The sequence below is a fragment of the Pseudomonas sp. PvP100 genome, from assembly GCF_017833055.1.
GTDB classification, from domain to species: Bacteria; Pseudomonadota; Gammaproteobacteria; order Pseudomonadales; family Pseudomonadaceae; genus Aquipseudomonas; species Aquipseudomonas syringae.
Genome location: NZ_JAFIBO010000001.1, coordinates 2,959,512 through 2,974,583, shown reverse-complemented (window position 1 = coordinate 2,974,583; position 15,072 = coordinate 2,959,512). Strand labels below are relative to the sequence as shown.

General features: G+C 58.4%; 9 protein-coding genes. 6 read left to right on the top strand and 3 right to left on the bottom strand.

All coding sequences use genetic code 11. From position 1 onward, the window contains the following. Positions 1 to 129 precede the first annotated feature (129 nt). From JOE39_RS12585 to JOE39_RS12570, 4 genes are all read left to right on the top strand, one after another. Complete coding sequence (locus JOE39_RS12585) at positions 130 to 1,695, top strand: PAS domain-containing methyl-accepting chemotaxis protein (RefSeq protein WP_074910336.1); 1,566 nt, start codon at positions 130 to 132, stop codon at positions 1,693 to 1,695. A gap of 463 nt (positions 1,696 to 2,158) precedes the next feature. Continuing rightward, the gene (locus JOE39_RS12580) at positions 2,159 to 5,164 is read left to right on the top strand and encodes an autotransporter serine protease (protein WP_074910338.1); all 3,006 of its coding nucleotides are present in this window, start codon (positions 2,159 to 2,161) and stop codon (positions 5,162 to 5,164) included. Between the two features lie 91 nt (positions 5,165 to 5,255). Continuing rightward, positions 5,256 to 8,372: an autotransporter serine protease gene (locus JOE39_RS12575; RefSeq protein ID WP_210077305.1), complete on the top strand. Its 3,117-nt coding sequence runs from the start codon at positions 5,256 to 5,258 to the stop codon at positions 8,370 to 8,372. A 461-nt stretch (positions 8,373 to 8,833) separates the two neighbouring features. Continuing rightward, positions 8,834 to 9,124, top strand: coding sequence for a hypothetical protein (locus JOE39_RS12570; RefSeq protein WP_010421722.1), 291 nt, complete (start codon positions 8,834 to 8,836; stop codon positions 9,122 to 9,124). A gap of 52 nt (positions 9,125 to 9,176) precedes the next feature. Here JOE39_RS12570 and JOE39_RS12565 read toward each other — a convergent pair whose 3' ends face one another. Beyond that, complete coding sequence (locus tag JOE39_RS12565; RefSeq protein ID WP_032659861.1) at positions 9,177 to 9,752, bottom strand: Bro-N domain-containing protein; 576 nt, start codon at positions 9,750 to 9,752, stop codon at positions 9,177 to 9,179. 430 nt (positions 9,753 to 10,182) lie between these two features. Here JOE39_RS12565 and JOE39_RS12560 point away from each other — a divergent pair, with 430 nt between their 5' ends. Both JOE39_RS12560 and JOE39_RS12555 read left to right on the top strand, forming a co-directional pair. After that, positions 10,183 to 11,736 (top strand): AAA family ATPase, encoded by a 1,554-nt coding sequence (locus JOE39_RS12560; protein WP_029572048.1) that lies wholly within the window; start codon positions 10,183 to 10,185, stop codon positions 11,734 to 11,736. Next, positions 11,733 to 13,004, top strand: a complete 1,272-nt coding sequence (locus JOE39_RS12555; RefSeq protein ID WP_010421730.1) for an McrC family protein — start codon at positions 11,733 to 11,735, stop codon at positions 13,002 to 13,004. Before JOE39_RS12560 ends, JOE39_RS12555 begins: the two co-directional genes overlap by 4 nt. On the opposite strand, the gene JOE39_RS12550 is transcribed toward JOE39_RS12555, so the two are convergent. Both JOE39_RS12550 and JOE39_RS12545 read right to left on the bottom strand, forming a co-directional pair. Then, positions 12,887 to 14,335, bottom strand: a complete 1,449-nt coding sequence (locus JOE39_RS12550) for an ATP-binding protein (RefSeq protein ID WP_010421732.1) — start codon at positions 14,333 to 14,335, stop codon at positions 12,887 to 12,889. The two genes, JOE39_RS12555 and JOE39_RS12550, sit on opposite strands and share 118 nt — an antisense overlap. Then, on the bottom strand, positions 14,332 to 15,015 hold the full coding sequence (locus tag JOE39_RS12545; RefSeq protein ID WP_010421735.1) for a response regulator transcription factor: 684 nt from the start codon (positions 15,013 to 15,015) through the stop codon (positions 14,332 to 14,334). Before JOE39_RS12545 ends, JOE39_RS12550 begins: the two co-directional genes overlap by 4 nt. Positions 15,016 to 15,072: the final 57 nt, after the last annotated feature.

The following is a 15,072-nucleotide window of genomic DNA, read 5'->3' as shown; positions in this document are numbered from 1 at the left end:
GCCGTTGTTAAAGCCCTGAGTCTTGGGGGCGATAACAGTGCATCATGACTATCGGTTGTCACTTTGAAAGGCTGTGCTACACCTTCAGCATCTGCCCGGAGTATCAGCATTATCACGGAGTGATTCCTAATGCGCGTCAACATGCCTATCACGCAGACTGAGCGGACTTTTCCGGCCTCTGAACGCCTGATCTCCACCACCGACCTTAACAGCCACATTACTTACTGCAACGACGCCTTCGTCACCCTGAGCGGTTTTACTCGCGAAGAGCTGGTCGGGCAGACGCACAATCTGGTGCGCCACCCGGACATGCCAGCCTCGGTGTTCGCGCATATGTGGGAAACCATCAAGCAGGGCAAGCCGTGGATGGGGGTGGTCAAGAACCGCTCCAAGCAGGGTGATTACTATTGGGTCAGCGCTTATGTGACGGCGGTTTACGAAAACGGCCGGATCGTCGGGTACGAGTCGGTGCGCTCGCTGCCGACCCGCGATCAGGTGCGTCGCGCTGAAGCGCTGTATGCGCGGTTGCGGGCTGGCAAGTCGGCAGTGTCCTCCAGCAGCTCGGCGGCCTATCACCTGATTCGCCAGTTACCGATGATCCTCTGCGCGCTTGCGCTGGCTGTGGGTGTTTACCTGCTCGACGATTTGCCGTCGATCATCATGATCCCGATTGTGATGGTTGTGTTGGGCGTTTTTCTTGAAGTGCGTCAGCGCCGCAGTATCCGCGAAACCCTTGAAGAACACCCCAAGGCCTTCACCAGTGCATTGATTGCGCTGACCTACAGCGATAATCGCGGCCCGCAGGCCCAGCTCGACCTGGCCATGCTCAGCGAAGAAGCGCGCTTGCAGACGGCCTTGACGCGTCTGGCGGATACCGGCGAGAGCGTGCGCCAGCATGCCGGCCGGTCAGCGCAATTGTCCCTTCGCCAGGCCGAGTCGCTGGATCAGCAGCGCAGTGAGGCCGATCAGTCAGCCACGGCCATCAACCAGATGGCGGCGACCATTCAGGAAGTCACCCACAACGTGCAGAACACTGCCCATGCTGCCGAGGAGGCCGACAAGCTCGCGCAACAGGGGCGTGGGCTGGCAGATGAAAGCCTGCTGGCGATTCGGCACATGGCGACCTCGGTTACCGACATTGGCAACGCCGTGGGGGAACTGGCTGATGCGACTCAATCGATCGGCAGTGTGGTCGATGTGATCACCTCGATCGCTCAGCAAACCAATTTGCTGGCGCTCAATGCAGCCATCGAAGCGGCGCGTGCCGGTGAACAGGGACGTGGTTTTGCGGTGGTGGCCGACGAGGTGCGCTCGCTGGCGTCTCGCACGCAGTCGTCGACCGAGCAGATCCAGCAAATCATCACCTCGCTGCGCGATGGCGCCGACCGGGCGGTAAAGACCGCCAACAAGGGCGAGCAGATCTCTCAGGAGAGTGTCGCCAGCGTTGAAGCCGTGCAGAAGGCGCTGGATGGCATCAGCCAGTCGGTGACCCGCATCACCGGCATGAGCCAGCAGATGGCGTCGGCGTCTGAAGAACAGAGCCACGTCGCGGAAACCATCAGCCAGCAAATCACCCGCATTGCGCAACTCTGCGACGAAAGCGCCAGCCAGGCGCAGCAAGGCTCGCAGATCAGCAGCGAGCTGGAAGAAATGGCGCACTACCTGCACAGTCTGGCAGAACGGTTCAGCCGCTAGGCAGGCCATTCCCTTGATAGGACGCGGAGCGTCCTGAACGGCATTACCACGCGCGCACCACTTATCGTGCCCATCGCTCCGCGTGGGCATGCCGTTCATGACGCTCTGCGTCATCTTTTTCCGGGAATCTCAGAATGAATATTTATTATTGCCTGACAACTTTTGGTGCTTTCAGACAAGTAACGCCGTTGGCAACTGTTACTGGAAACACTAGGTAGAGCGCGAGAAAAACAAGTCGCGTGCAATTAAATGGCCACTACTCCGCACTTGAGCCGCATAATAAAATTCGAAATAATCTCAATAGATTCAAGCGCCTATCAGCTATGTATATGTCCTGCGATGCGTTTTCCTTATGTCTTTACCTTTGTATCAGAATTGAAATAAAACTGTTGCCAAGTTTTACACTGCGGACTATGTTCTGGAATCGCTCAATCAAGAGCCAACCAGTATCAGGTGTGCAGGGATGCAAAAGTCGAAGTGCGTGAGTGTTGTCCGTTATTCGTTCAAGCCTGTAGCAACCGGCGCGCTGTGCGCGCTGTCTTTTACGTTTGGCTGCTCGGCTTATGCTGACTATGTCGAGCAGGGCAAGCCGGGTGACGCTGCCAGTTGGCGCTCGGCAGAATTCCAGAGCGACTGGGGTCTGGGCCGTATCCAGGCTGATCAGGCCTACGCCGCTGGCATCACCGGGGCTGGCGTCAAAATCGGTGCACTGGACTCGGGTTTCGACCCGTCCCATCCGGAAGCCACGCCGTCCCGCTACCACGCAGTCACCGCTACCGGTACCTACGTTAACGGCTCGCCGTTCAGCATCACCGGTGCCATCAACCCGAACAACGACACCCACGGCACACACGTTACCGGCACTATGGGCGCGGCGCGCGATGGTGTGGAGATGCATGGCGTGGCGTACAACGCGCAGATCTACGTCGGCAACACCAATCAGAACGACAGCTTCCTGTTCGGCCCTAACCCCGACCCGCAGTACTTCAAAGCGGTGTATGGCGCCTTGGCGGATGCCGGCGTGCGCGCCATCAACAACAGCTGGGGCAGCCAGCCGGCCGACGTGACCTACGCCACCGAAGCGGGCGTGCGCGCTGCCTACGCTCAGCACTACAACCGCGGCACCTGGCTGGACGAAGCGGCGAATGTCTCGCGCAAGGGCGTGATCAACGTCTTCAGTGCAGGCAACACCGGTTACGCCAACGCCAGCGTGCGGGCTTCGCTGCCTTTTTTCCAGCCGGATCTTGAAGGCCACTGGCTGGCCGTGTCTGGCCTCGACAGCAGCAACGGTCAACGCTACAACCAGTGCGGCCTGTCCAAGTACTGGTGCATCACCATGCCCGGTCGGCTGGTCAACAGCACCGTGCCGGGTGGCGGTTACGGCATCAAATCCGGCACCTCCATGTCCGCGCCGCATGCCACTGGCGCACTGGCACTGGTGATGGAGCGTTTCCCGTACATGACCAACGAGCAGGCGCTGCAAGTGCTGCTGACCACCGCCACCCAGCTCGACGGTTCGATTACTCAGGCACCGACCAACAGCGTCGGCTGGGGTGTTGCCAACCTGGAGCGGGCAATGCGCGGTCCGGGCCAATTGCTCGGCACCTTCGACGCTAATCTGGGTGCAGGGTTGACTGATGTGTGGAGCAATAATATCTCCGATCAGGCGCTGATCCAGCGTCAGTCCGAGGACAGCGCCGAGCAGGCCACCTGGCAGCAGACGCTGATCAGTAAAGGCTGGCAGAACGGCGTTGCCAGTACCGCCAGCCAGCAGGATCAGGCCGATTATGCCACCGGCACTGCTCGCGCCGCCGCGGCTGCGCAACGCCAGTATCAGGGCAGCCTGATCAAATCCGGCGCAGGCCGCCTGATTCTCGACGGCGCCAATACCTATCGCGGTGACACACTGGTCAATGGCGGTTTGCTGTCGGTCAATGGATCGCTGGTGTCAGCCGTGCAGGTCAACGCAGGCGGCACACTGGGCGGCAACGGCCAGATCGGCGGGCTGACAGCGCGCAACGGCGGTATCGTCGCGCCGGGCAACTCCATCGGTACATTGCAGGTCAATGGCAATGTCACCCTTGAGCCGGGTTCAACCTACGCCGTCGAGCTCTCGCCAACCGCCAGTGACCGCATCGTCGCTACAGGCAGCGCCACGGTGTCAGGCGCGAACATGACGCTGGCGCTGGAGAATGCAACGCCTGTGGCCTTGAGTTCTGCTCCGATCCAAAGCGTGGTAGGTCGCCAGTACAACGTGCTGCAAGCGGCCAATGGCATCAATGGTCAGTTTGGCAGCGTGTCCTCCAACTACGCCTTCCTCGGTGGCCGACTCGACTACGCAGCCAACGCGGTCGCACTGAACGTCGAGCAAACTGCCGCTTTCAATAGCGTGGCGCAAACCCCTAACCAGGCGGCTGTGGCGACTGCCGCCGAACAGCTCGGTGCCGGTAACGCGGTGTATGAAAACCTGCTGCTTACCCAGAGCGCTGCCTCGGCACGCGACAGCTTCCAGCAATTGTCCGGGGAAATTTACCCGGCCATCGGCAGTATGTTGATCAACGACAGCCGTCAGGTCCGGGATGCGGTGGGTGAGCGCTTGGGCGCCAGCGTGTTTGGCACCGATGGCAACACTGCCGCACAAGACAACGTCTGGCTCAAAGCCCTGGGCGCATGGGGCAAGACCGACTCGCGCGACGACACCGCGGGTTACACCTCCTCGATTGGCGGGCTGCTCGCCGGTGTCGATGGCAACCTTGCCGATGACACCCGTCTGGGCGTCGTCGCAGGCTATAGCGACAGCTCATTGAACATGGGCTCCGGCACGCATTCCCGGGCTTCGGTGGACAGCTACCACTTGGGCGCGTACCTCGGCCATGAAATCGGTGCGCTGCGCCTGACCCTGGGCGCCGCACACAGCTGGCATCGCATCGACGCGCAACGCGACGTGCAGGTCGGCGGCGCAGCGGGCAAGGAGAAAAGCAAACACGATGCGCAGAGCACGCAGGTGTTCACCGAGGCGGCGTATCGCATTCACCTGCAACCCGCGACGCTTGAGCCGTTCGCCAATCTGGCCTACGTCCACCTGAACACCGATGGTTTCACCGAGAAGGGCGACGCTGCAGCGCTGTCTGCCGGTAGCGACAACCGTGATGCGGTACTCAGCACCCTGGGCCTGCGTGCCCTGAAGAGCATCGCGATCAGCGACCGTCAGAAGGTCGACCTGTCCGGCAGCCTCGGCTGGCAGCACAACCTGAGCAACACCGATTCTGAACAGCATCTGGCATTTGCCTCCGGTGGCAGCAGTTTCGCTATAGAAAGCTCGCCACTGGTGCGCGATGCCGCGCTGGTCGGTGCTCACGCCAGTCTGGCGTTGAGCAAGGAGGCAAGGATCAGCCTCGATTACAGCGGCCAGCTGGCCAGTCGTGAGAAAAGTCACGGTGTCGGCCTGAGTCTTAACTGGCAGTTCTAAGCAGTAGACAACCCTAAACCCAAAAGAACGACGCGCATGCAGATGCATGCGCGCGGAGATTCGTGCGCGTTAACTAAGGACGGTAATTTTCATGAAAGATGCACTCAGCACCCGACACACCTCTGTCAAACCCCTGAGACAAGCCATTCGGGCGGTCAATCGCGCATCCTGTGGCGCGCTCGCCTGCTACCTGGCAACACTGGGCGTGGCTCATGCCGCACCGTATGTGGAAGCAGGGCAGGCGGGCAATGCCGCCAGCTGGCGCAGTGCCGAATTCAATGCCGACTGGGGCCTGGGCGCGATCAACGCCGATCAGGCCTACGCCGCAGGCTACTCGGGCAAGGACATCAAACTGGGCATCTTCGACCAGCCGGTCTACGCCCCGCATCCGGAATTCGACAGCCCCAACAAGGTGGTCAATCTGGTCACCAGCGGCATCCGCGAGTACACCGACCCGTACATCCCGGTGAAGGCGGGCGACGCTTTCCGCTACGACGGCGCACCGAGCCTGGACTCCGGCGGCAAACTCGGTAACCACGGCACCCACGTCGGCGGCATTGCCGGTGGTAATCGCGACGGCGGGCCGATGCACGGCGTGGCCTACAACGCGCAAATCATCAGCGCCGACAACGGCGACCCGGGCCCGGAAGACGGCATCGTACTGGGCAACGACGGCGCGGTGTATCAAGCTGGCTGGAACGCGCTGGTCAACAGCGGCGCACGGGTCATCAACAACAGTTGGGGCATCGGCATCACCGACCGTTTCACTAAGGGCGGGCGCGATCCGGCGTTCCCGCACTTCACCGTGCAGGACGCGCAAGTGCAGTTCGACCAGATTCGCCAGATCCTCGGCACGCGTCCGGGTGGCGCGTATCAGGGCGCGATCGACGCTGCACGCAGCGGCGTGGTAACCATCTTCGCCGCGGGTAACGACTACAACCTCAACAACCCCGATGCGATGGCCGGGCTCGGCTATTTCGTACCAGACATCGCGCCCAACTGGCTGACCGTCGCCGCCCTGCAACAAAATCCGGATGCCGCAGCGGCCGCTACCACGCCCTACACGCTGAGCACTTTTTCGTCGCGCTGTGGCTACACCGCCAGCTTCTGCGTCTCGGCACCGGGCACGCGCATCTACAGCTCGGTGCTCAACGGCACCAGCCTGGCAGACCTGACCGTCGGCTGGGCCAACAAGAACGGCACTTCGATGGCTGCGCCTCACGTCGCAGGCAGCATGGCTGTGCTGATGGAGCGCTTTCCGTACATGACCGGCGCGCAGGTCGCCGACGTCCTGAAAACTACCGCCACCGACCTCGGCGCGCCGGGCGTCGATGCGCTGTACGGCTGGGGCATGATCAACCTCGGCAAAGCGGTCAACGGCCCGAGCATGTTCGTTACCGAAGCGGACATTCCTGCCGAGTTTCGTATCGACGGCGCCTACGGCGACAGCCAGTTCGTGGCTGACCTGCCTGGCGTTGGTGCGATTGTCGATGCCGGCAAACCGACCCAACGCACCTGCAGCGGGCCGCAATGCGGGCTGGACGTATGGAGCAACAACATCTCCGGCCACGGCGGCCTGACCAAACAAGGCATCGGCACCCTGGTGTTGACCGGCGCCAACAGCTACAGCGGCCCGACGCTGGTCAATCAAGGACGCCTGGCCATCAACGGCTCGCTGGCCTCTGCGGTCACCGTCAATAACGGCGGCATACTGGCTGGCAATGGCAGCGTCACCTCGCTGAACGCCAACCGGGGCGGCACCGTCGCGCCGGGCAACTCTATCGGCACCCTGCAAGTGGCGGGCGATCTCAACCTGGCACCGGGCTCGACCTACGCGGTTGAATTCTCGCCCACCGCCAGCGACCGCATCGTGGTCGGCGGCACCGCGACCGTGAGCGGCGCCAACATGGCCCTGTCTCTGGAAAACGACAATCCTGCACTGCTCAGCAGCAACCAGACCAGCAGCGTTCTGGGTCAGCAGTTCAACGTGCTGCAGGCGGCTGGCGGCGTTCAGGGGCAGTTCGGTTCGGTGACCGATAACTATGCATTCCTGGACGGTAACCTGGCCTATAGCGGTACAGGCGTGACACTGGCCCTTGCACGTAACGGCGACAGCTTCGCCAGCGCCGCACAAACCGACAACCAGCGCAGCGTGGCCCAGGCCATCGAGCAACTGAGTACAGGCAACTCGGTCTACGAGGGCATCATCCTCAGCCAGGACACTGCCAGCGCACGCCGCGCATTCACCCAGCTGTCGGGTGAGGTGCATCCGGCCATCGCTACACAGCTGATTAACGACAGCCGCCAACTGCGCGACGCAGTGGGTGATCGTCTGCGCGTAGAAGGCTTGTACGACCAGCCAGCACCGGGCACTGAAGACAACTCGGTGTGGGTCAAGGCGCTGGGTGCCTGGGGCAAAAACAGCGGCAGCAGTGACAGCGCCAGCTCGACCTCATCGCTGGGCGGTCTGCTTGCCGGTGTGGACGGCCTGATCAGCGAGCACACCCGTTTGGGCGCGATGGCAGGTTACAGCGACACCTCGCTGAGCCTGGGTGACGACACCCACTCGCGGGCCTCGGCAGACAGCTACCACCTGGGTGCCTACATCGGCCACGAACAGGGCGCATTACGCCTCACCGCAGGCGCATCGCACAGCTGGCACCGCATCGACGTGAAACGTGACCTGCAATTCGGCGCGTTTTCCGACCGTCAGAAGGTCAAGCGCGACGCCCAGTCGAGCCAGGTGTTCACCGAAGCCGCCTACCGCCTGAACCTGCAACCGCTGGCACTGGAGCCATTCGCCAACCTGGCTTACGTCCACTTCGACAGCGACAGCTTCACCGAAAAAGGTGGCGCCACGGCCCTCAAAGGCAGTGACGACACACGCGACACCGTGCTCTCGACCCTGGGCATCCGCGCCGGTAACCGCTTCAACCTCAACGACACACAAAAACTCGACGTCTCCGCCACCCTTGGCTGGCAGCACAACCTGAACGACACCTCGTCTGAACAACACCTGGCCTTCGCCAGCGCCGGCAACAGCTTCAACGTACAAAGCGTCTCCATGGACCGCGACGCCGCCGTAGTCGGCGCCCGCGCCAGCCTGGCCTTGGGCAGGGACGCACGCATCAACCTGGACTACAACGGTTTGCTGGGTGCGCGGGATAAGACTCACGGTGTGGGGCTGTCGCTGGATTGGCAGTTCTGATGAGGGATGCCTGCGGGGTGTAGTGGCCCCGCAGGCTCTCGCCACCTGTCGTGCCCATTGCTCCATATGAATATCGGGCTAATGCTCCGCGTTGGCACGCATTTCGTGACGCTCTGCGTCATATCCAAAGCCATCAGGCAAATGCCTGATCACTCACAACTCCGGCTTCTGGCCGTAGGCCCTGGGGCGCACCGGTCGACGTTTCGCTGACCCGCTTCTGCCCGTAGGGCGTAGGAGCGAACTTGTTCGCGATCTGCCGGGAACCTGCAGTAAAACCTGTGTATACGTTACGTCCTTGGCAACCAAATCTCAGATTGGCCTAGCCATGCCTCATTGCCAAATAGGCTCACCGAACAACCCAAATCCCCAACAATCACCTCAACAAACAAAATTTGATGGCTCATTACCATCATGGTAAAACCTTGCAACAGACACTTGTCTGCACTCGCTAAGGAATAGCCATGAAAAAGACAGGGACAGGCCTCTTCGCCATACTCGCATTGCTCTGCGCCTTCACCGTGCAGGCCAGAGGAACCCAGGTAACAGACGCCTCAATCGTCAAAGCCATCATCCAGGAATCCATCGACGGTTACCCCGGCAACTGCCCATGCCCCTACAACTCTGCCCGCAATGGCAGTCAATGTGGCAAACGCAGCGCGTACAGCCGCAAAGGTGGCTACGCACCCATCTGCTACAAGGATGACGTCACCAACGAAATGATCAACGACTACCGACGCCGCCTGAAAGACTGATCCGACGAGACACAATGGCCGTCACCTAGATGTCACGGCCATCACCACGCATTCAACCCAGCCGAGAAGCAGGCAACACCGCCCGCCACCAAGACCTGCCTAAACTGCGCGGACGCGCCTCAACCTGCATCTGCGGATGCGCCAGCAGCATCGGCATATCCCGCAACCGTATCCACGGCTCGCTGTGCCAGTGCAACAGACTCACCGACAAACCCGGCCACTGCAGCATGCTCAGGTTTGGCGTGCAGTCATCGAACGGCACCTGCCCATCCCGCAACGCAGGCACCACCTCATGGGTAAGCCACTGTCGTAACCCACGATTCTCCGCGTGATAGTGATGCACCATCATCGCGTACGCCCCCGACTCACTGACGATCAGCTCTGACTGTGCTTCGCCGTGCAGGTCGAGCGTGATCATCCGGTGCTGGTCAGCGTCCAGCTTGCGCAGCGTCCGCTCGTTCAAAGGCCAGCCGATCATGCGACCCAGATCGCGGGCGCTGAACCAGGGTTGGTTTTCGAGGAGGAGGGCGAGGAGCTGGCGGTTGTGGCGGTGGAAGGGGGTTGGGGTGAAGCCGGCAAAAACCTCTTGTGCCTGACGATCACTGCCCCGGAATAGATTGTTTAACATGCTGACCTCTACGTATGAGCTGAAATGACGTTAAAGACCAACGCAGAGCGGGCGTAAGAAATCCCAACTGAGCGGATCAGCAAAGCCGAGATTCCCGTTTGATTAGAACGATTGGAATCTGGAGCTATGCGTGAACTCGCTGCATCTACGTTGGGTGTTTCTTAGGCACCGGCGCATATGATACTGGCGCTGGCAACGTGTCGATATCGGACTGGGGAGGGATGGGCTGTCAGGGGTTTCCGATCTTCAGGCAAGGTATCGGGCTCAGCAACCCATATCGTTCCAACGTTCCGCGTAGGAATGCAGTTCGCGACGCTCTGCGTCGCATTCTCAGGGCTGTTACATAAACACGACACCACCGACGCTTCGCTTTACCCATGCTGGCAATCTAGATACTGTTGTCGGACTTTTCCTACAGGGACGTTCGGCAATGCCTTCGCTCAATCAGATTTTCTTCGGTCCGCCCGGTACGGGGAAAACCTACGCCACAGTCGAAGCGACGTTGCAGATTCTGGATCAGCCTTTTCTTGCAAAAAATGCCGGTAATCGGTCAGCGCTAAAAGCTCGTTTCGACGAGCTGCTTGCAGCAGGTGATGTGCGCTTTGTGACCTTTCATCAGAGCTTCAGCTACGAAGACTTTGTCGAAGGGCTTCGCGCTACGACTGATGAGCAAGGCCAGATCCGTTACGAAGTGGTCTCAGGCGTTTTCAAAAGCCTCTGCGAGTCAATTGCGAGTGAACTGAGCGGAAAATACCGAGCATTCAAAGTCGGTGATCGCTACGGCACAGGCTACAAAGTGACCCGCGCCACACCTGACGTCGTTGAGATAGAGAAGCCTCAAGGTAAGCACCTTCCCATAGGTATGAGTTTGCTAAATACGCTCGCTTCTTATGTGGACGCAGGCACCTTCACTATCGAAGAACTGGGCAATGGTCGCTGGGACAAGAAAGTGCCGGGTTCCATCCTTGATCCGTTCTTGGTGAATGGCTACAAGAACTTTCTGCCGTCGATGGTCGAACACATGCTGGGTAAAAGCGAGGAGGGCTTATTTGAGCCTGCCCCTATTCAGCATAGCGATGCCAAAGTGCTGATCATTGATGAGATCAACCGAGGCAACGTCTCGCGCATCTTCGGCGAGCTGATCACCCTCATTGAACCTTCCAAGCGTGCGGGCGCGTCAGAGGCACTCGAGGTTACGCTGCCTTACTCGAAAGAGCGCTTCAGCATCCCCAGCAACATTCACTTGATCGGCACCATGAACACATCTGACCGATCATTGGCCGCACTTGATATTGCCCTGCGTCGTCGCTTCACGTTCATTGAGGTGCCTCCTAACCCGGAGTTGCTTGAAGACATAGAGGTTGATGGCATCGCTATCGACGAATTGCTCAGTGTGATGAACCAGCGCATAGCAGTCCTGCTTGATCAAGATCATTGCCTGGGGCACGCGTACTTCATGTCTCTCGAAAGCGATCCGACATTGGAGCGGCTGGCAGGCATTTTTCAAGAGCAAATCCTGCCGCTACTTCAGGAGTATTTCTTCGAAGATTGGCAGCGTATCCAGTGGGTCCTCAACGACCAACGCAAAGCTCCAGAAAATAGGTTCTTGATCCAGCCGAGCCAAGACCTCAGCGTGCTGTTTGGAGATGCTGTCACTTTGGGGCAGAACAACGAACGTTGGGAATTGAATCTGCCTGCATTCAAGAATATCGAGTCATATCTGGGTGTAATCGATCACAACCTGAGCGTCAGTGCGCCGCTGGAAGCGAAGAGCGTCAGAACGGAAGGCGTAGACATACGACAAGCCGCTAATGGCAGTATTGAGGTCTATCGTGGAGGTCAGCAGGTCAAACCTGCCAAGCCACATTTGCGAGAGATTGCCAGCAAACATGGCCTATCTATTACATCAGCGTCGGGCATCAAGCTGAACACGCGGAGCCTCGGGCGTAAGATCATCAAGTTCCTTAGCGAACAGCAAAGGTGAAAACCACCGTAACGGTCCGGGAATATGCTCGGCTGACAACCAGCAATGTTCTTAGCCCGACGCTCGACGTAGCCCAGGTATCGCCTTCAGCTTTCGACTGGCTCTGTGAAATCAGTTCTCGCTTTAGCAAAGCGGGTGCGGCACTGGTTCAAGTTGAAGGCCGCCGCTGGCTTAAGCTCGATAATTACGTTGGCGCGCTGGAGACACCCTGCGGTACGCGTATCGAAATCCTGCCTAAGCATTTTGAACAAGGCGACTGCATCCAGCAAAGCCGTGCGCTGCTCAGGCGCATGATTCAGAAGTCACTAGACCTACCTACACGTAAGGTCGGCGCAACCGCATTACAGCGTTTCGACGCACCCTTGACTGAATGGGTGATGAGCAGCTTTCTTGATGCGCTCGACCACCTCATCAAACGCGGCCTTCGCTCCGACTACCAACGAGTCGAAGAGGAACAGCGATATTTGCGCGGCCAACTCAACACCGCCCGCCAAATGCGCCAACCTCCTGGCCGACAGCACCACTTTCAAATTCGTCACGACGTATTCCTGCCCGATCGGGCCGAGAACCGCCTTCTCAAAACAGCGTTAGATACCGTTTGTAAAACCACTCAAGACCCCAGTAACTGGCGTCTCTCCCACGAACTGCGTTCACTGTTGCTAGAGATCCCAAACAGCCGAGACGCCACTCAAGATTTCAAGCAGTGGCGCCACGACCGGCTCATGGCCCATTACCAGCCTGTAAAGCCTTGGTGCGAACTCATCATCCAACAGCAAACACCACTGGCGATTGCGGGCGAATGGCAGGGCATGAGCTTACTGTTCCCGATGGAGAAGCTGTTTGAACGCTACGTGGCTGCGTGCCTGAAAGATTCACTGCCGCCAGGCGCTACGCTGCATACCCAGCGCAGCAGTGAGTATCTGTGCACTCATCAGGGCAAAAAGGTCTTTCAGCTACGGCCTGACTTGATGATTACTCAGGGAGAGAAGAGCTGGGTTCTGGACACCAAATGGAAGCGGCTGGACAGCGAGTTGGGTGGCAAAAATTATGGCCTGAGCCAGACTGATTTTTATCAGTTGTTTGCGTATGGGCAGAAGTATTTGAACGGGCAGGGGGATCTGGTGCTGATTTACCCGAAACGTGCTTCGTTTCAGGAGGCGTTGCCGGTTTTTGAGTTTTCGGAGGGGCTGCGGTTGTGGGTGGTACCGTTTGATATCGAGACGGGATGTTTGATATCAGGTGTGCTGCATTTACAGGTCTTTTCGTAACTTTCCCCTTTGGCGGGCACCAAAGGCATGCCTAGCGTCACCTCGAAATACTGACTGGTGGTTGTGAATTTTATTGTGCACCCGCATCTCTCGACTATAGCTTGCACGATGGCGAGGCCAAGACCGCAGCCAGTACTTGAACTACCGCGCCAAAATCGCTCAGTCAGGAGATGAATATTATCTTGTGACATCTCAACGCTCACGTTCTTAACCGTCACCAACGCGAACCCGCTATCGTCGGTCACGCTAACGACCACCTGCGTATTTGCTGGGCTGTGGCGCAGCGCATTATCAAGTAGGTTGCGAAGCGCAGCCACGGCAAGTACGGCCGGCATATCCAGGCACGCCAAGGGTCTTACAAACTGAAAGGTCTGAACTATCCGCTCTGTGCTGGACGTTGCATCCTGAACAGCTAACGAAACGACCTGTTCGACACCGCATTGACTTCCATCATCAAATGACAGACTGCCTTCAACCCTGGCCAACAGAAGCAATTGCTCAAGCGTGCTATGCAGACGATCAGTACCTTGCTCGGCTCGGCTCAACGCCAAGCACTGCGCTTCCCCTGAAGTCATTTGCGCAACCTGCAGATGGGTTTTAATGGCCGTCAATGGACTACGTAATTCATGTGCTGCATCACCCGTCAGGCGGCGTTCACGCTCGATTGCCCGGCTGATACGCATCAACAAGTGATTTTGAGTTTCCAGCAAAGGCTTTAACTCACAAGGAAGCATCTGAAGGTGCAGTGGTTCAAGGGAGTCGATGTTGCGCTTTCTCAATTCGTCGCGCATACGATTGAGTGGCGCCAGGCCCTTACCTATTCCCAACCAAAGCGTTGCGACGCAGGACAAAAGCGCTACCAATACTGGCATTGACGCTGATAGCAGGACAGAGTGATTCAGTTGCTCACGCTCTTGCTCGCGGTCAGCCGTCGTGATGCGAACGTCGTCCTGCACAAGCGTGAAACTTCTCCAATGCTCTCCATCAATCACTTGGTCATAAAAACCACCGCTGGGACTGGCGATGACAGTGCCAGTATTGCTGCGGTTACTTGCCAAAATTTCCCCGCGTAACGAACTGACCTCACACGCCATGCCATCGGGGATGCCCAACTGATCGGCGCTGAAATGAGCCCCGTGATCTTTGCTGGACAAAGGTTGAGGCAACTGGGCGACCAAACCCGCAACCATTCGTGCTGATGCCACAAGTCGCTGATCCAGTGAGTACATCATTTGGCTACGTACATCTTGGAACATCCAGGTCGCAGCGAGTGTCCAGACCGCGACAAAAGCAACACCCAGTATCAGACTTAAGCGTAAACGCAGGCTCATGAACAGCAACTCTGGAGTGAAGAAGCAACGCCTAGTCGATACCCTGAGCCTCTAACCGTCTCGATGATTTGCACTCCCAATTTGCGCCTTAGATGAAAAATATGGACATTAAGTGCATTGCTCTCGACCTCATCAGTGAACCCGTACACGCTATCTTTTAGTTGCTCAAGCGAGAGAACACGCCCTGGATTGTTCAGGAGGGCCAAAAGCACTGCTTGTTCACGACGCGAAAGGTCTATGGCAGTGCCAGATAGCCAGGTTTCCCGCGTACTGGGGTCGTAAGTGAGAATGCCATGTTCGATGTGGTTTACCGTTCGTCCTGCAACGCGACGAACCAACGTATGTAATCGAGCAAAGAGTTCCCTAAGGTCGAATGGCTTTACCATGTAGTCATCAGCTCCAGCGTGGAGCCCCTTGACCCGATCATCCACGTCATCACGTGCGGTCAAAATCAACACCGGGATGTTATGCCCTCGACTTCGTAAGGATCTCAAAAGGCTGATACCGTCTTCATCGGGCAACCCCAGATCAAGAATCATCACGTCAAACTGCGCCGCATCTAAGATCGCATGAGCCGCAGAGGCTGAGCCAACACGGTCAAGGTTAAGGCCTTGAGCATGCAAACCAGCGACGATGCCACTGGCAATAAGCTCGTCATCTTCACAAAGCAGCACGTGCATTGTTGGACCCTAATGGAGGAAAGAATTACACATAGAACGCATCGGAGACTGCTACGG

What these genes read in the sequence shown, in the direction of transcription:
- JOE39_RS12585 (WP_074910336.1), top strand. Translation starts at nt 130, where the DNA reads ATGCGCGTCAACATGCCTATCACGCAGACTGAGCGGACTTTTCCGGCC.
- JOE39_RS12580 (WP_074910338.1), top strand. Translation starts at nt 2,159, where the DNA reads ATGCAAAAGTCGAAGTGCGTGAGTGTTGTCCGTTATTCGTTCAAGCCT.
- JOE39_RS12575 (WP_210077305.1), top strand. Translation starts at nt 5,256, where the DNA reads ATGAAAGATGCACTCAGCACCCGACACACCTCTGTCAAACCCCTGAGA.
- JOE39_RS12570 (WP_010421722.1), top strand. Translation starts at nt 8,834, where the DNA reads ATGAAAAAGACAGGGACAGGCCTCTTCGCCATACTCGCATTGCTCTGC.
- JOE39_RS12565 (WP_032659861.1), bottom strand. Translation starts at nt 9,752, where the DNA reads ATGTTAAACAATCTATTCCGGGGCAGTGATCGTCAGGCACAAGAGGTT.
- JOE39_RS12560 (WP_029572048.1), top strand. Translation starts at nt 10,183, where the DNA reads ATGCCTTCGCTCAATCAGATTTTCTTCGGTCCGCCCGGTACGGGGAAA.
- JOE39_RS12550 (WP_010421732.1), bottom strand. Translation starts at nt 14,335, where the DNA reads ATGAGCCTGCGTTTACGCTTAAGTCTGATACTGGGTGTTGCTTTTGTC.
- JOE39_RS12545 (WP_010421735.1), bottom strand. Translation starts at nt 15,015, where the DNA reads ATGCACGTGCTGCTTTGTGAAGATGACGAGCTTATTGCCAGTGGCATC.